Origin of the sequence: Rhizobium sp. CCGE531 (assembly GCF_003627795.1) — a bacterium.
In the GTDB taxonomy this organism is placed as follows: domain Bacteria; phylum Pseudomonadota; class Alphaproteobacteria; order Rhizobiales; family Rhizobiaceae; genus Rhizobium.
On the sequence record NZ_CP032684.1, the window covers coordinates 3,505,443 to 3,521,637 of the forward strand.

A 16,195-nucleotide genomic window follows, 5' to 3' on the forward strand; every position below is an offset into this window, starting at 1 on the left:
GCCATGAATGTAGCCTGCACTATCTTCGCTATCTTGATTGCCTCGCTTGCCTTTGACGAGGCCGTTTCTGCGCCCCGACATCAGGCGTCCGTCGCGCAAACATGTTTCGTGAAATTCGGCGATGCTCCAAAGCAATCGTGTCGATTGGTATATTCCATAGAAGGGCCGCAGCATCGACAAATGTCGGTGGGCGCAAAAATCGCAAATGGTGACTTCAGCTTCGCGGGTTCGATCATTGATGGACGTTCCTTCAAGGTCACCGAAATTTACGCCGGAGTTCCGTTAAAAGCGTCTGGCCTCTGCAAGTTGACCATGACAGCGAAGGGCCGCGTCACGGCAATAAACTGCAGGGCTAAAGGCAAGTTTGGTGTCGCGCGCATGAAGTCCACAGCAGACAATCCAGATAATTGGGATCTGATCATCAGAAGAATTGTGCCGAACGATTCATCGACTCGAAAACCGTAACCTCGGTTTGCGATTCGAGCACCATCCCCAAGACCCCACACCATCACGAAAAATTTTGCCTTTCTGCCGCTCCCGCACGTCCCCGACCATTTACAGCCATAATCCTGCCCCCTAAAGGTTTGCAACGCAGCAAAAAGGGGGCCTTATGCTTCGTAGACTGTACGACTGGACCATGTCGCTTGCCGGCCGCAAATCGGCGGAAATCTGGTTGGGCGTTATCGCCTTCGTCGAGAGCTCCGTCTTCCTCGTTCCGGCGGACGTGCTTTTCCTGCCGATGTCGCTTGCGAGGCCCGAGCGCGCCTGGCGCTACGCGCTGACGGCGACGGTCGCCTCCGTGCTCGGCGGTATTGCCGGCTGGATGCTCGGCTATTACGCCTTCGAGACCATCGCCAAGCCGATCCTCGAATTCTACGGCAAGCTCGACGCCTTCAACCAGATGAGCGCCGGCATCACCTATGAATGGGTCCTGCTGCTGCTCGTCACATCGGGTCTCGCGCATCTGCCGCCGATCAAGGTGGTGACGATCCTTTCCGGCGTCGCTCATATCGATCTCGGCCTGTTCATCGTCTCGGCCATCGTCGCCCGCGGCGCGCGCTTCTTCTTCCTGGCCTTCCTTTTGCGCCGCTATGGCGAATCCATCCGCCATTTCATCGAGAAGCGCCTCGGCCAGATCACCATGGTAGCCGCCGTCGTTCTCATCGCCCTCTATGGCATCTTCCATTTTGCCCTGGCGAGCTGACCAAGGAGCCCTCAACACATGTCCACGACTTCGCCTTCTCCCCGCGCCGGCCTCGGCTATGGCGCCCTGCTGACGATCGGCATGATCGTCGTCATCGGCTCGGCGCTCGGCTTCCAGTATATCGGCGGCTATATCCCCTGCGCGCTCTGCCTGGAGCAGCGCCAGCCCTATTATTACGGCATCCCGGTCGCCATCATCGCCGTGCTGACGGCGGTCGCCGGCCTGCCCTCCTGGATCACCCGCGGGCTGCTGATCATCGCCGGCCTGATGATGGTTGTCGGCGGCGGCATCGGCGTCTATCACTCAGGCGTCGAATGGCACTTCTGGGAAGGCCCAACCACCTGCTCCACCTCGGCTGCCAGCGTCACGCAGAATGCCGGCGACCTGCTCGGTCAGCTGAACACCATCAAGGGGCCCTCCTGCACGGAAGCGGCACTGCGCGTCCTCGGCCTGTCCATGGCCGGATGGAATGTGATCGCCAGCATGATCCTGGCGGCGATCGCTTTTGTTGGGGCGAAGAAGGCTGGTTGATTTTTTGGGCGAACGACGGCCCTCTCGGAGGAGGTGGCTCTGATACCCCCCTCTGTCCCTTTCGGGACATCTCCCCCACAAGGGGACTATTGCAAAATTGAGTGGATATGATTCCCTGTTATTGAACGGGGATGATTGTCATGGTGCTGAAGCGGACAGGTCAGTTCAGTTTTGTGGATGCGTTGATGCCGGCCGGTGGCGGCAACCAGCGTCTGGATCGGTTATCGGGTCTTGTCAAATGGTACCGGTTCGAGAAGGTGCTGCAGCGGCTGCGCAATGATGCGGCTGCCGGCCGCCCGGCCTATCCACCGTTGATGATGTTCAAGGCACTGCTCTTGCAGTCGCTGTACGGCCTGTCGGACATGGAGCTGGAAGAAGCGCTGTATGATCGGCTGTCGTTCCGCCGCTTTGTTGGCCTGAGCTTGGAAGAGACTGTTCCCGATCACACGACCTTGTGCCGGTTCCGCAATCATCTGATCGAGGCGCGACTGCTGGAGGCGCTGTTTGCTGAACTCGACAGTCAATTGGACAAAGCCGGGTTGATTCTGCGGCGTGGCACGATGCTGGACGCCACCATCATCGAGACGGGAGCGGCTCGGCCGCCGAAGGGGCGCCTGCCTGGACAGGAGCCGGGACGGGAGCCCGGACAGGAGCCCGGACGGGAGATTGCCGAGCGTGGGGGAGATGCCGATGGCGTGGACACGGTGCCGCCGGTGAGGCTGAGCGACCCGGACGCCCGTTTCACGCGGCGCAAGGGCCGGCAGGGCTCGTCCTATGGCTACAAGGCCCATGTCGGCGTCGATGAGGGCTCGGGCCTGGTGCGCCGGCTGATCACCACCCCGGCCAATGTCAACGATACGGTCTGTGCCGATGATCTGATCTGCGGTGACGAACAGGCGGTATTGGCCGACAGCGCTTATCATACCCATGCCCGCGAGAAGACGCTGAAGGCCAGGGGCATCAAGGCGCGGCTGATGCGCCGGCCCAACAAACATCACCGCACACTGCCCCCGAAGCTGCAACGCTTGAATGATCTGATCGCTCGCCGGCGCGCTGCCGTCGAGACGACCTTTGCTACATGGAAGCGCCGCATGGGTCTTTCGGTCATTCGTTATCGCGGACTGATCAAGGCGCAAGCCCAGGTGCTGATGACGGCAATCGCCTTCAACATGCGCCGCTGGGTGACGCTGACCGCCTAATCCGAGGGGCGGACTCTGTCCGCCACCCGCTCAAAACCAAAACAGCCACCTAAAAACAGCCCGCTCACCAACATAGCGGACCCAAAAACTCCGCCCCAACCCTTAGGCCGTGTCTCTGCTCTCGTTTATGCAACGATCCCACAAGGGGGGAGATTGTTGGGAGTTTGCCGCTGGTAACCCCCATAAAACAACAAGCAGCAAATCGCAGCTTGCTCGATGCTTGCTTGAGGTGAGGGAGTGGTGCAGGTGACCAATCTCCCCCCTTGTGGGGGAGATGTCGCGAGAGCGACAGAGGGGGGTGCCGCACCCTCCTCGAGCGCAGCCGCCAACGTGACCCTTACGGCTGCAGTTCCGAATCCCAGTAGAGATAGTCGAGCCAGCTGTCGTGCAGGTAGTTCGGCGGGAACAGGCGGCCGTTGTTGTGCAGGTCTTGCACCGTCGGCTGGTATGGCTTCTGCGCCGGGAACATGCCGGCCTGCTTCGGCAGCTTGCTGCCCTTGCGCAGGTTGCAGGGCGAACAGGCGGCCACCACGTTTTCCCAGGTGGTCTCGCCGCCATGGGCGCGCGGGATGACGTGGTCGAAAGTCAGGTCGTCATGAGAGCCGCAATACTGGCATTCGAACCGGTCGCGCAGGAAGACGTTGAACCGGGTGAAGGCGGGATTGCGGGATGGCTGCACATATGTCTTCAGGCAGACAACGCTCGGCAGCCGCATCGAAAAGCTCGGCGACGATACGCTGTGATCGTATTCTGCAATGATATTCACACGGTCAAGGAAGACCGCCTTGATCGCGTCCTGCCAGGACCAGAGCGACAAGGGATAGTAACTCAGCGGTCTGTAGTCAGCGTTCAACACGAGCGCTGGCAAGGACTGCGGGGAAACTGCAATCGTCAAGGAACCCTCCTGATCGATTCGCCATCTGCACCTGTATATTAGGCCGGTTGTTACAGGATTGTGAAGTCGAATAAATTCAGTGCGTAAAGGCGAACGCTGGGAGGCGCTGATTAAACTATAGGCAGCGCATCCCGCCGCGTTTTCACCGCATAATAGGCCCAGAAAAGCCGGGCGGCAACGGAGCGCCAGGGCGCCCAAACCGCTGCTTCCCGGGCAACGGCCTTGGCCAAGGGCCTGACTTCATGGCCGAAAGCCATGCCGACGGCCGCCTGCAGTGCCACGTCGCCCGCCGGAAACACATCTGCGTGACCGCCGCAGAACATCAGGTAGACCTCGGCCGTCCAGGGGCCGATTCCCTTGATGGAAGTCAGCTCGGAAAGCGCCTTGTCCGGTGATTCGGCGCTGAGCGCCTGCAGATCGAGGCTGCCGCCGGCAACCGCTTCGGCCACGCGAGCCAGCGTCTCGTGCTTGATTCGCGACAGGCCGAAGGTTCGCCACGCTTCCGGCTGCAGGCCGGCATAGCCCTTGGCGGTCACATGGCCCATTCCGGCGATCATCTTCCCCCAGATCGCATCGGCGCTGGCGCGGGAGACGACCTGCGAAACGATGATATGGGCGAGCCCTTCGAAGCCCGGTTCGCGCAGGCGCAGCGGCAAGGCGCCTGCCTCTGCGGCAACACGCCGCAGGCGCGGGTCGAGCTCCAATAGCGCAGCCAGGCCCCGTTCGATGTCGCGCTCGTCGCGAATGATCTGCATGGCGTCTCGTGGTCCCCGGTTCAAATTCGTGGCAGAAGAAAGCATGATCGAGATTCCCCGTCAAAAGCCGAAATTCCGTTTTGCCCCGAGCCCCAACGGCCCGCTGCATCTCGGCCATGCGCTGTCGGCCATTCTCAATCACGACATGGCGGCAAAGGCCGGCGGCGACTTCCTGCTGCGCATCGAAGACATAGATCAGACGCGCTGCACACCCGATTTCGAAGCCGGCATCTTTTCAGATCTCTCCTGGCTCGGCCTTCGCTGGCAGGAGCCGGTGCGCCGGCAGTCCGAACATTTTCCGGCCTATCAGCAAGCCTTGCAGGCGCTGATCGACCGTGGCCTCGTCTACCCCGCCTTCCTGACGCGCGGTGAGGTCAAGGCCCGCGTCGCCGCCTTCGAGGCGGATGGCAGCTTCTGGCCGCGCGATCCGGACGGCACGCCGCTCTATCCGCCCGACGACCGCGAGCGCGGCGATGCAGAGCAGCGCCGCCTGCTGGCATCGGGCATGAAACACGCCTGGCGTCTCGACATGGAAAAAGCGCTGGCGGCGGGCGGACAGCTCCATTGGCAGGAAAGCGGCGACGGTGAGACGGGTACTATCCTCGCCGACCCCGCCGCCTGGGGCGATGTCGTGCTGTCGCGCTCGGACGCGCCCTCGAGCTATCATCTTTCTGTTGTCGTCGATGACGCCATGCAGGGCATCACCCATGTCGTGCGCGGACTCGACCTCTTCCACGCCACCTCGATCCATCGCCTGCTGCAGGCCCTTCTCGACCTGCCGGAACCGCTCTATCATCACCACCGCCTCCTTCTCGGCAGCGACGGCAAAAAGCTTTCCAAGAGCATGGGCGATACCGGCATTGCCGAATGGCGCCGGCAGGGCCTGTCACCGGCGGAGCTTCGCCGACGCATCGCTCTCTGATTTGGCCCCCGATTCGGCCCCTGACTCCGAGGGTATTTTTTCCGATGGCACCTCGACGGCCGCACGGCTCGCCACCTTGCCGAACAATAACCGCCGCACGCGGAACTTCATCAGCGCCGCATTGATCTCCGCACCGATGATGAAAATCACGGCCAGCATATAGAGGAAGATCAGCACGATCATCACCGACGCCAGACCGGCATAGGTGGCGGTATAATTGGCGAAGGTCGAGAGATAATAGGCAAAGAGCAGCGCGCCGATCGACCAGAAGATCAAGGTCAGCAGCACGCCGGGAATGACGTCGAAGATCCGCCTGTGGCCGGCCGCGAGCCACAGATGCAGGATCATGAGGCCGGCGAGCAGCAGGAAGATCGTGCCGTAGATCCGCCAGCTGAAGACGATCTCGAGAATATCGGCAAGCTGCGGCAGCCATTGCCGGGTGTAATTCAGCGCGAGCGGCACGGCGACGAGCAGGATGCTGAGGATCGCAAAGATCAGCACGGCGATCAGCACGTAGCCGAGGCTGGCGAGACGGTTGAAATACCACGGCCGGGTTTCCGGAACGCGATAGGCACGATTGAGGGATATGCGCAGCGCCTCGACGCCGTTCGAGGCGAAATAGGCGGCCGCAAGCACGGAGATCGTCAGCAGCCCGCCGCGCGGGATCGTCAGCACCTGCACCACCTGATCGGCCAGCGGCTTGGCGATCGCTTCCGGCCAGGTGTCGAAGATCAGATGCACCGCCGTCGACGAGAACTGGCTGGCCCCGAGGAAGCTTGCCAGCGCCGTGCCGAAGATCAGGAAGGGGAAGACGGCCAGCAGCGTCGAAAGCGCGACATGGCTTGCCATGGCGAACCCGTCATCCTCGACGAAATGGAACACCGCGTCGTAGATCACCTTGTAAATCGTCCGCAGCGCTGTCGGCATTCCATCTCCGCTTGACGTCGGCATTCATCCGCCGGTTGTCGATTGTATCGGGTTCCTGAATATGGGAAACGAGTTCCGGTTTGTACAGGAATCATCTTACCATGGCGGAACAACGCATCATCCTGCTGACTGGTTGCTCCTCCGGGATCGGCGCTCATTGCGCCCGGGTCTTGCGCGACGACGGATGGCGCGTTTTCGCGACCGTGCGCAACGAAGCCGATCTCGCGCCGCTCACGGCGGACGGCATCGAAGCGCTGCTTCTGGACTACACCCGCCCGGAGACGATTTCCGCCGCGGTCGCAACGATGCGGGAGCGCACCGGCGACCGCATCGACGCCCTCTTCAACAACGGCGCCTATGGTCAGCCGGGTGCGGTCGAGGATCTCACGACCGATGTGCTGCGCGAACAGTTCGAGACGAACTTCTTCGGCTGGCACGAGCTGACGCGCCAGATCCTGCCGCTGATGCGCAGCCAAGGCCATGGCCGCATCGTCAATTGCTCGTCCATTCTCGGGCTGGTCCCCTATCGCTTCCGCGGCGCCTATACGGCCTCGAAATTTGCGCTCGAAGGGCTGACGATCACGCTCCGAATGGAGCTGCAGGACAGCGGCATCCATGTGAGCCTCATTGAGCCCGGCCCGATCGCGACGCGCTTTACCGCCAATGCGCTCGCCAAGATCCGCGAGCATATCGACCTCGAGGGGTCCGCCCATGCGGTGGAATACCGCAGGCAGATCAGGCGGCTGGATGGCTCCGGCCCGATCAACAAGCATAAATTGGGTCCTGAAGCCGTCTATGATGTGCTAAAATTGGCTTTGAATGTGAGGAGCCCGCGCCCACATTATCTGGTAACGACGCCCGCAAAGCAGGGCGTCCTCTTGAAAAGGCTATTGCCGGCTAACCTTTTCTATCGTCTGATGCGCCGGCTGGACTAGAGCAATCCCGGAAAAGTGCCCAGCGGTTTTCCGCCGGAATTGCGAAAAGCAACGAGATAGAGCGGCTCGGAGATCCGTGAAAGGCTGAACCGCTTTAAAGACAAGGATGGAGGAGCCATGTCGACCTTTACCTATACCGCCGCCATCATTGTCATGGGACTTGTCGCGATCGTTCTCGTTCGCGGCCTGTGGAACATGATGAAAGGCGACAATCCGAACCTTTCGAACCGGCTGATGCAATTGCGTGTCCTGCTGCAGGCGGTCGCGATCATTCTGATCATGCTGACGCTCTGGCTGACGGGCGGCGGCCGCCCGGCCTAACCACAGGAACACGATGGTCAAGCTCAACAAGATCTACACCAAGACCGGCGATGACGGCACTACGGGCCTCGTCGCCGGCCCGAGGCGGCTGAAGCACGACCTGCGCGTCGAAAGCTACGGCACCGTCGACGAAGCCAATTCCGCCATCGGCGTCGCCCGGCTGCATACTGTTGAGCGGCCCGATCTCGACGCCATGCTGATGCGCATCCAGAATGATCTCTTCGATCTCGGCGCCGATCTTTCCACACCTGAAACGGACGAACCGCCGGCCTATGAACCGCTGCGCGTCGTCGACCATCAGGTCGAACGCATCGAGCACGATATCGATCTGCTCAACGCCGATCTCGAGCCGTTGAGGTCCTTCGTGCTCCCGGCCGGCAGCCCGGCCTCCGCCCATCTGCACCTTGCCCGCACCATTGCCCGGCGCGCGGAACGCCTCATGGTGGCGCTGTCGCGCGAGCAAGGCGAGCGCGTCAGCCCGACGGCGCTGAAATATATCAACCGCCTTTCCGATTTTCTCTTCGTCGCCGCGCGGCATGCCAATGATCGCGGCCGCGCCGACGTACTGTGGGTTCCCGGCAAGAATCGGTAGTGGGGCAAAATCATTCACGAGAGGCACCGCATATTGATGTTGACGTAAACGTTATTTATGCCTTTCAAGCAATTCGTCTCTCGGCGGCCTGGAAGCGTTGTAATTGGGGGAAAAACGCGTATCCATGTCGCCATTCGACAAATGGAATGGCGCTAAGCAGCGCATGTTCTCGGGCGGTCATGTTGAAGGAAGGATTCCATGAAAATTCTCGTCCCAGTGAAGCGGGTGGTTGATTACAACGTAAAGATCCGCGTGAAGCCGGATGGAAGTGGCGTCGAGCTTTCGAACGTGAAGATGTCGATGAACCCGTTCGACGAGATCTCGGTCGAAGAGGCGCTGCGGCTCAGGGAAGCCGGCAAGGCCGAGGAAGTCGTGGTCGTGTCGATCGGGCCTGCCAAGGCCGAGGAGACGCTGAGGACGGCGCTCGCCATGGGGGCTGATCGCGCCATCCTGGTCGAGACCGACGATCAGGTCGAGCCGCTCGCTGTCGCCAAGATCCTGAAAGGTGTCGCCGACGCCGAACAGCCGGGCCTCGTTATCGTCGGCAAGCAGGCGATCGATGACGACAGCAACCAGACCGGCCAGATGCTGGCAGCCCTGCTCGGCACCGCCCAGGCCACCTTCGCCTCGAAGATCGAGATCGGTGAGGGAAGCGCCAAGGTCACCCGCGAAGTCGATGGCGGCCTGCAGACGATCGAGGTCAAGCTTCCGGCTGTCGTCACTACCGACCTGCGCCTCAACGAGCCGCGCTACGCCTCGCTGCCGAATATCATGAAGGCCAAGAAGAAGCCGCTCGACAAGAAGTCGCCTGCCGATTTCGGCGTGTCGACCGAGCCGCGGCTGAAGGTGCTGAAGACGGAAGAGCCGTCGGGCCGCAAGGCGGGCGTCAAGGTCAAGTCGGTTGCCGAGCTGGTCGAGAAGCTCAAGACCGAAGCCGGCGTGCTCTAGGATAGGAAAGGATAATACCCATGGCCATTCTTCTTCTGGCTGATCACGACAATGCCCACCTTTCCGACCAGACCGCCAAGGCGCTGACGGCAGCCACCAAGATCGGCGGCGACGTGCATGTGCTCGTTGCCGGCGCCGGCGCCCAGGCTGCGGCCGGCGAGGCGGCAAAACTGTCAGGCGTTTCCAAGGTGCTGGTTTCCGAGGATGCAAGCCTTGCCAACAATCTCGCAGAACCGTTGGCGGCGCTGATCGTTTCGCTTGCCGGTTCCTATGACGCCATCATCGGTGCCGCCACCTCGGTCGGCAAGAACGTGCTGCCGCGCGTGGCGGCCCTGCTCGATGTCGCCCAGGTCTCGGAAATCATCGAAGTGGTCTCGGCCGATACCTTCAAGCGCCCGATCTATGCCGGCAATGCCATCCAGACGGTGCAGTCGACCGACGCAAAGAAGGTCATCACCGTGCGCACGGCCTCGTTTGCCGCGGCAGACAGCAGCGGCAATGCGGCGATCGAGACGATCTCGGCCGTCGCCGATCCGGCGCTATCCACCTTCATCGGCGATGCGCTCTCCTCCTCCGATCGTCCGGAGCTGACATCGGCGAAGATCATCATCTCGGGCGGTCGCGCCCTCGGCTCGGCGGAAAAGTTCCGCGAGGTCATCCTCCCGGTCGCCGACAAGCTCGGCGCCGCCGTCGGCGCATCGCGTGCTGCCGTCGATGCCGGCTATGCGCCGAACGACTGGCAGGTGGGCCAGACCGGCAAGGTGGTGGCCCCGCAGCTCTATATCGCCTGCGGCATCTCCGGCGCCATCCAGCATCTGGCCGGCATGAAGGACAGTAAGGTCATCGTCGCCATCAACAAGGACGAGGAAGCTCCGATCTTCCAGATCGCCGACTACGGCCTCGTCGCCGACCTCTTCGAAGCACTGCCGGAGCTGCAAAAGGCGCTGTGATCGCGCCGATCGACTTTCTCGCAGTTGCGAGAGACTGGAAAATCGTCTCTTATAGGTCTATCAATCTTTGCCGGGCTAGTAATGGCCCGGCAAATTTGTGGTTAAGAGCATAGCGCACCGCCAAGAGCGCGCCGCCGGGGAGTTGGCAATGAGTTCGCTGAAGACGATCGGTATTATCGGCGCCGGCCAGATGGGCTGCGGCATCGCCCACGTATCCGCCATGGCCGGCTATAAGGTCCATATCTACGATCTGGCGCAGGATCGCATCGAAAGCGGACTTGCCACCATCAACGGCAACCTTGCCCGCCAGGTCGCCTCCGGCAAGACGACCGACGAGGAGCGCAAGTCAGCTCTTGCGCGCATCACCGGCTCTGCCGATCTCAACGATCTCGCCCAGGTCGATCTCGCCATCGAAGCCGCCACGGAAGACGAAAGCGTCAAGCGCAAGATCTATGCGCAGGTGTGTCCGGTGCTGAAGCCCGAGGCGCTGCTGGCCACCAATACGTCGTCGCTGTCGATCACCCGCCTTGCTTCCGCCACCGACCGCCCCGAACGCTTCATGGGCATCCACTTCATGAACCCGGTCCCGGTGATGAAGCTGGTGGAGCTGGTGCGCGGCATCGCGACCGACGAATCGACCTTCTCCACCGCCAGGGATTATGTCACCTCGCTGGAAAAGACGATCACCGTCGCCGAGGACTTCCCCGCCTTCATCGTCAACCGCATCCTGCTGCCGATGATCAACGAGGCGATCTATACGCTCTATGAAGGCGTGGGCACCGTCGATGCCATCGACACCGCCATGCGGCTCGGCGCCAACCACCCGATGGGCCCGCTGCAGCTTGCCGATTTCATCGGCCTCGATACCTGCCTGTCGATCATGCAGGTGCTGCACGACGGGCTCGCCGACTCCAAGTATCGCCCCTGCCCGCTGCTGGTGAAATATGTCGAAGCCGGCTGGCTCGGCCGCAAATCCGGCCGCGGCTTCTACGACTACCGCGGCGAAACACCGGTTCCGACGCGATAAGCCTTTCGGCAGCCTCGGGGCCGACCCTCGTCCTTCGAGGCTTCGGCCTTTGGCCTGCGCACCTCAGCAACCGTGTTGGTTGATCCAGGGTGTCCGTCTTCGGACGATTGTGTTGAGGATGGTTGCGAGTTTTCGCATAGCGGCGACGATGGCGACCTTTGGCGGTTTGCCGGCATCGCGCAGCCTTGCGTAGAAGGCCTTGATGGTTGGCGAACAGCGGAGGGCTGACAAGGTCGCCATGTAGAGGGCGCAGCGCACGGCGGACCGTCCACCTGCGATATGGCGCTGGCCGCGCATGGCGCCGCTGTCGTGGGCCATTGGTGCAACGCCGATCAGGGCGGCAAGTTTCTTGTCATCGATGCTGCCGAGTTCAGGGAGTTCGGCGATGAGAATGGCGGCGGTGATCTCGCCGATGCCGGGCACGGAAAGCAAAAGATCGCGCCGTTCGACCATATCGGGTTCGGTCTCGATGGCCAGGGTGATGGCCGTGTCGATGCGGGTAAGCTGCGCCTTGAAGGAGGCAAGCAGCTCGTGAATGAGGGCGGCGATATCCGCAGATGCATGTTCGAGGCGGTTCTTCTCGGCAACGGCCATGTCGATGAGTTGCCGACGGCGGGCCACCAGCGCGGCCAAGGCGATGCGGCCGTCGTCGATATGGGGGATCTGTGCCGGCCGCATCGCCTTGGCGAAGTGCAGGATGACCCGGGCATCGACCTGATCGGTCTTGGCCAATCGGCCACTGGCTCTGGCAAAATCGCGGACCTGGCGGGGATTGACGACGGCAACCGCAATACCGGCCGCCATCAATGTGCGCACCATGCGCATCTCGTAGCCGCCGGTTGCTTCGACGACGACCAGACTAGCTCCCGCGACCGCGGCTGCAAGCCCATCGCAACCTGCCGCATCATTGTTCCATCGCGCCACCGATGTGGCGCCGTCGAGCGCGACGTCAAGATAAGCCTTGGAGACGTCTATCCCGACCATAACATCCTGTGAGGCATTCATGGGTGCTCCTCCTTGCAACGCGGGCTCGAAGCCCAGCCAACCGTTCGAGCAGAAAGGATGCGACAGAGACGCTTGCTGAGGTACGGGTTCAAGACCCAAGGATGACACGCACCTCCGTCACGCCACCCATCTTACACTATCGCCAACGTACAAGGATGAGGTCGGAGCTACCTGTGCGCTGAGCTCAGACGGTTAGCCCTCATGGTGAGGTGGAAGCCCTGAGCTTGTCGAAGGGCGACCCTCGAACCACGAGGGCGGATGATTGAGCAACAAGATCGCCTAAATCCCCGCAGCAGCCTTCACCAGCGCCTTCGCATCATCGCTATCCCAAGCCGCCGGTCCGTTCATGGCTGACAGCAGGCAGCCCTTGTCGTCGATGAGCAGCGTCACCGGCAGGCCGAAGGCGAGGCCCTGCTTCTTCAGTACGTTGAACACGCCCATGGTATTGTCGCGGTAGTAGCCGAGCTTGTCGATCGCATATTCGGTGCGGAAGGCTTTCGTCTTTTCATCGTCGCCCGTGTCGATATTGATGGCGACGACCTCGAACTTGTCGTTGCCGTTGCTCTTCTCGAGCGCGTTCAGCGCCGGCATTTCCTCGCGGCACGGCACGCACCAGGTCGCCCAAACGTTCAGCAGCACGGTCTTGCCGGCGAAATTGCCGATCGACAGCGGCTGTCCTTCTGCACCCTTGAAAGAGACATCCTTGAGCGAGATCGGCGCCGGCGGCAGGCTCATGGCGGCGACCTGCCCCTTGGTGAACGGCGTCAGCGCGGCGGCGCGATCCCTTGCCGATCCGCATTGATCGGCTAAGGCCGTTTCACCAACGCCATTGCCATACCCCGCCTCCTTCACGTATACCGCTGCCGCGCCGGCAATAACCCCAGCGACGGCGGCGAGCAGAACGAGTTTCATGGACGGCAGACCGAACGGCTTCTTTGCTGTCATTACATTCTCCAGGTGGGCATCTCATGACTGACGGCACGGACACCAAATCCTCCAACCAGATGTGGGGCGGACGCTTCGCTTCCGGCCCCGCGGCGATCATGGAGGAGATAAATGCCTCGATCGGTTTCGACAAGAAGCTGTTTGCCCAGGACATCCGCGGCTCAATCGCGCATGCGAGCATGCTCGCCCATCAAGGCATCATTTCAACCGAGGATAAAGACAAGATCGTTCACGGCCTGAACACGATCCTGTCAGAGATCGAAAGCGGCAATTTCGAATTCTCCCGCCGCCTCGAAGACATCCATATGAACGTCGAGGCGCGGCTTGCGACCCTGATCGGCCCGGCTGCCGGACGTCTACACACGGCCCGCTCGCGTAACGACCAGGTCGCGCTCGATTTCCGCCTCTGGGTGAAGGAAGAGCTGCAGAAGTGCGAGCAGGCGCTGACCGAGCTGATCTCGGCCTTCCTCGATCGCGCCGAAGAGCATGCCGACAGCGTCATGCCCGGCTTCACGCATCTGCAGACGGCGCAGCCCGTCACCTTCGGTCACCATTGCATGGCCTATGTCGAGATGTTCGGCCGCGACCGCTCGCGCGTGCGCCATGCCATCGAACACATGGATGAATCGCCGATCGGCGCCGCGGCCCTTGCCGGCACCGGCTTCCCGATCGACCGCCACATGACCGCCAAGGAGCTCGGCTTCCGCGAGCCAACCCGCAATTCGATCGACACCGTCTCCGACCGTGATTTCGCCCTCGAATTCCTGTCGATCGCCGCCATCGCCGGCATGCATCTATCGCGGCTGGCCGAAGAAATCGTCATCTGGTCGACGCCGCAATTCGGCTTCGTGCGCCTCTCCGACGCCTTCTCCACCGGCTCCTCCATCATGCCGCAGAAGAAGAACCCGGATGCCGCCGAGCTCGTGCGCGCCAAGACCGGCCGCATCAATGGCTCGCTGGTGGCGCTGCTGACGATCATGAAGGGCCTGCCGCTCGCCTATTCCAAGGACATGCAGGAAGACAAGGAACAGGTGTTCGACGCCGCTGAAAGTCTGGAACTGGCGATTGCCGCCATGACCGGCATGATGCGCGACATGACGATCAACACCGCCCGCATGAAGGCCGCCGCCGGCTCCGGCTATTCCACCGCCACCGACCTTGCCGATTGGCTGGTGCGCGAGGCGGGCCTGCCCTTCCGTGATGCCCATCACGTGACGGGACGCGCCGTGGCACTTGCCGAAAGCAAATCCTGCGAACTCGCGGAATTGTCGCTCGAGGATCTGCAGGCGATCCATCCCGATATCACCGACAAGATCTTCGACGTTCTGACGGTCGAGGCTTCGGTTGCCAGCCGCAAGAGCTTCGGCGGCACGGCACCTTCGGAAGTGCGCAAGCAGATCGCCTTCTGGCGCGCCCGCAACTGAGAAAATCGCCGAAAACACAATCAAACAATCAGGGTGCACAAGGCTCGGAAACTTCGCTATGAAGGACTGCTTTCCGCGTTTGCCGCCCAAGAGGATTTCGATGCAGATCAACATGCCGCATATCATCCGCCTGACCGTCGTGCTTTCGGTCGTCGGCCTTGCCGTGGTCGGATGTGGCCGCAAAGGCGATCTCGACCCGCCGAGCGCGGCAGCGACCAAGGGCGGCGACGTCTCCAAGCCGACGAAGCAACCGGGTGAGCAGGACAAGAAGTTCTTCCTCGATCCGCTTCTCTAATAGGCATCGATCGTGAACCATTTTCAGTATCGCGACGGTATCCTCTATGCCGAGGATGTTCCGGTTCCCGAGATCGCCAAGGCGGTCGGCACTCCGTTCTATATCTATTCGACGGCGACGCTGGAGCGCCACTACCGCATCTTCGCGGCAGCCTTCGGCGATGTCGACGCCATGGTGTGCTACGCCATGAAGGCCAATTCCAACCAGGCGGTGCTGAAGACGCTCGGCCGCTTGGGCGCCGGCGTCGACGTCGTCTCCGTCGGCGAACTGCGCCGCGCGCTGGCAGCGGGAATTCCGGCAAGCCGCATCATGTTCTCCGGCGTCGGCAAGACGGCGCAGGAAATGGACGTCGCGCTCGAAGCCGGCATCTACTGCTTCAACGTCGAATCCGAGCCGGAGCTGGAAGTGCTGAACCAGCGCGCCGTCCGCGCCGGCAAGGTGGCACCCGTCTCCTTCCGCATCAATCCGGACGTCGACGCTCGCACGCATGCGAAGATCTCGACTGGCAAGAAGGAAAACAAGTTCGGCATCTCCTGGCAGCGCGCCCGCGCCGTCTATGAGCGCGCCGCCAGCCTGCCTGGCATCAAGGTCACCGGCATCGACATGCATATCGGCAGCCAGATCACCGAGCTGCAGCCTTTCGACGATGCTTTCAAGCTGCTGCGCGATCTCGTGGAGACGCTGCGCGGCGACGGCCACGATATCCATCACGTCGATATCGGCGGCGGCCTCGGCATCCCCTATCGCGATGACAACAATCCGCCGCCGCTGCCGGATGCCTATGCCCAGATCGTCAAGAACCAGCTGCGCGGCCTCAATTGCAAGATCGTCACCGAGCCGGGCCGCCTGATCGTTGGCAATGCCGGCATTCTGGTGACCGAAGTCATCTATGTGAAGGATGCCGGCGACAAGAGCTTCGTCATCGTCGACGGCGCGATGAACGACCTGATCCGCCCGACGCTCTACGAGGCCTATCACGAGATCAGGCCGGTTGCGATCGCCGCCGCCGATACCCCGCGCATCAAGGCCGACGTCGTCGGCCCGGTCTGCGAGACGGGTGACTATCTGGCGCTTGACCGCGACATGGCGCTGCCCAAGCCCGGCGATCTCCTCGCCATCGGCTCCGCTGGTGCCTATGGCGCCGTGCAGGCCGGCACCTACAACAGCCGGCTTCTGGTTCCGGAGGTGCTGGTCAAGGGCAATGAATTTCACGTCATCCGCCCGCGCGGGACCCATGAGGAGCTGATCGGCCTGGATTCGATCCCGGCCTGGCTCGAGGGATAATCGGTTTCGATTCGTAAATTTCGGGCAGGACGGGCA

Annotated in this window: 19 protein-coding genes; 14 read left to right on the top strand and 5 right to left on the bottom strand. The window is 61.9% G+C overall.

Features of this window, described 5'->3' with window-relative positions; genetic code table 11:
* Positions 1-3: 3 nt before the first annotated feature.
* The 4 genes from CCGE531_RS17065 (at position 4) to CCGE531_RS17080 (ending at position 2,934) form a co-directional block, all read left to right on the top strand.
* Positions 4-465, top strand: a complete 462-nt coding sequence (locus CCGE531_RS17065) for a hypothetical protein (RefSeq protein WP_120665338.1) — start codon at positions 4-6, stop codon at positions 463-465.
* A gap of 145 nt (positions 466-610) precedes the next feature.
* Positions 611-1,204 carry a YqaA family protein gene (locus CCGE531_RS17070; RefSeq protein ID WP_120665341.1) on the top strand — a complete coding sequence of 198 codons (594 nt, stop codon included), beginning with the start codon at positions 611-613 and terminating at the stop codon, positions 1,202-1,204.
* Between the two features lie 18 nt (positions 1,205-1,222).
* Entirely contained in the window at positions 1,223-1,735 is a 513-nt protein-coding gene (locus tag CCGE531_RS17075; RefSeq protein ID WP_120665344.1) for a disulfide bond formation protein B, read from the top strand.
* Between the two features lie 131 nt (positions 1,736-1,866).
* Positions 1,867-2,934, top strand: coding sequence for an IS5 family transposase (locus CCGE531_RS17080; RefSeq protein ID WP_162943911.1), 1,068 nt, complete (start codon positions 1,867-1,869; stop codon positions 2,932-2,934).
* Positions 2,935-3,271: 337 nt separating this feature from the next.
* On the opposite strand, the gene CCGE531_RS17085 is transcribed toward CCGE531_RS17080, so the two are convergent.
* Positions 3,272-3,829, bottom strand: coding sequence for an HNH endonuclease (locus CCGE531_RS17085; RefSeq protein WP_120665347.1), 558 nt, complete (start codon positions 3,827-3,829; stop codon positions 3,272-3,274).
* A 110-nt stretch (positions 3,830-3,939) separates the two neighbouring features.
* Positions 3,940-4,629, bottom strand: coding sequence for a DNA-3-methyladenine glycosylase (locus CCGE531_RS17090; RefSeq protein ID WP_205586452.1), 690 nt, complete (start codon positions 4,627-4,629; stop codon positions 3,940-3,942).
* Here CCGE531_RS17090 and gluQRS point away from each other — a divergent pair.
* On the top strand, positions 4,628-5,506 hold the full coding sequence (gluQRS, locus tag CCGE531_RS17095) for a tRNA glutamyl-Q(34) synthetase GluQRS (protein ID WP_120665353.1): 879 nt from the start codon (positions 4,628-4,630) through the stop codon (positions 5,504-5,506). The genes CCGE531_RS17090 and gluQRS overlap by 2 nt on opposite strands.
* Here gluQRS and CCGE531_RS17100 read toward each other — a convergent pair.
* The gene (locus CCGE531_RS17100) at positions 5,471-6,433 is read right to left on the bottom strand and encodes a YihY/virulence factor BrkB family protein (protein WP_120665355.1); all 963 of its coding nucleotides are present in this window, start codon (positions 6,431-6,433) and stop codon (positions 5,471-5,473) included. The genes gluQRS and CCGE531_RS17100 overlap by 36 nt on opposite strands.
* Before the next feature lie 101 nt (positions 6,434-6,534).
* Here CCGE531_RS17100 and CCGE531_RS17105 point away from each other — a divergent pair, with 101 nt between their 5' ends.
* From CCGE531_RS17105 to CCGE531_RS17130, 6 genes are all read left to right on the top strand, one after another.
* A complete protein-coding gene (locus tag CCGE531_RS17105) occupies positions 6,535-7,368 on the top strand; it encodes an SDR family oxidoreductase (protein WP_120665358.1) in 834 nt (277 codons plus the stop codon).
* A gap of 117 nt (positions 7,369-7,485) precedes the next feature.
* Entirely contained in the window at positions 7,486-7,689 is a 204-nt protein-coding gene (locus tag CCGE531_RS17110) for a twin transmembrane helix small protein (RefSeq protein WP_120665360.1), read from the top strand.
* Positions 7,690-7,702: 13 nt separating this feature from the next.
* Positions 7,703-8,281 carry a cob(I)yrinic acid a,c-diamide adenosyltransferase gene (locus tag CCGE531_RS17115; RefSeq protein ID WP_120665362.1) on the top strand — a complete coding sequence of 193 codons (579 nt, stop codon included), beginning with the start codon at positions 7,703-7,705 and terminating at the stop codon, positions 8,279-8,281.
* A gap of 198 nt (positions 8,282-8,479) precedes the next feature.
* Positions 8,480-9,229: an electron transfer flavoprotein subunit beta/FixA family protein gene (locus CCGE531_RS17120; RefSeq protein ID WP_120665365.1), complete on the top strand. Its 750-nt coding sequence runs from the start codon at positions 8,480-8,482 to the stop codon at positions 9,227-9,229.
* A gap of 20 nt (positions 9,230-9,249) precedes the next feature.
* Complete coding sequence (locus CCGE531_RS17125) at positions 9,250-10,179, top strand: electron transfer flavoprotein subunit alpha/FixB family protein (protein ID WP_120665368.1); 930 nt, start codon at positions 9,250-9,252, stop codon at positions 10,177-10,179.
* Between the two features lie 148 nt (positions 10,180-10,327).
* A complete protein-coding gene (locus tag CCGE531_RS17130) occupies positions 10,328-11,206 on the top strand; it encodes a 3-hydroxybutyryl-CoA dehydrogenase (protein WP_120665371.1) in 879 nt (292 codons plus the stop codon).
* Between the two features lie 63 nt (positions 11,207-11,269).
* Here the strand turns inward: CCGE531_RS17130 and CCGE531_RS17135 are convergent, their stop codons facing one another.
* Entirely contained in the window at positions 11,270-12,211 is a 942-nt protein-coding gene (locus CCGE531_RS17135) for an IS110 family transposase (protein ID WP_120663283.1), read from the bottom strand.
* A gap of 279 nt (positions 12,212-12,490) precedes the next feature.
* Positions 12,491-13,156: a TlpA disulfide reductase family protein gene (locus tag CCGE531_RS17140; protein ID WP_120665374.1), complete on the bottom strand. Its 666-nt coding sequence runs from the start codon at positions 13,154-13,156 to the stop codon at positions 12,491-12,493.
* A 23-nt stretch (positions 13,157-13,179) separates the two neighbouring features.
* Here CCGE531_RS17140 and argH point away from each other — a divergent pair, with 23 nt between their 5' ends.
* The 3 genes from argH (at position 13,180) to lysA (ending at position 16,159) form a co-directional block, all read left to right on the top strand.
* On the top strand, positions 13,180-14,580 hold the full coding sequence (argH, locus tag CCGE531_RS17145; protein WP_120665376.1) for an argininosuccinate lyase: 1,401 nt from the start codon (positions 13,180-13,182) through the stop codon (positions 14,578-14,580).
* Between the two features lie 100 nt (positions 14,581-14,680).
* A complete protein-coding gene (locus CCGE531_RS17150) occupies positions 14,681-14,875 on the top strand; it encodes a lipoprotein (protein ID WP_120666915.1) in 195 nt (64 codons plus the stop codon).
* A gap of 12 nt (positions 14,876-14,887) precedes the next feature.
* Complete coding sequence (gene lysA / locus CCGE531_RS17155; protein ID WP_120665378.1) at positions 14,888-16,159, top strand: diaminopimelate decarboxylase; 1,272 nt, start codon at positions 14,888-14,890, stop codon at positions 16,157-16,159.
* Positions 16,160-16,195 lie beyond the last annotated feature (36 nt).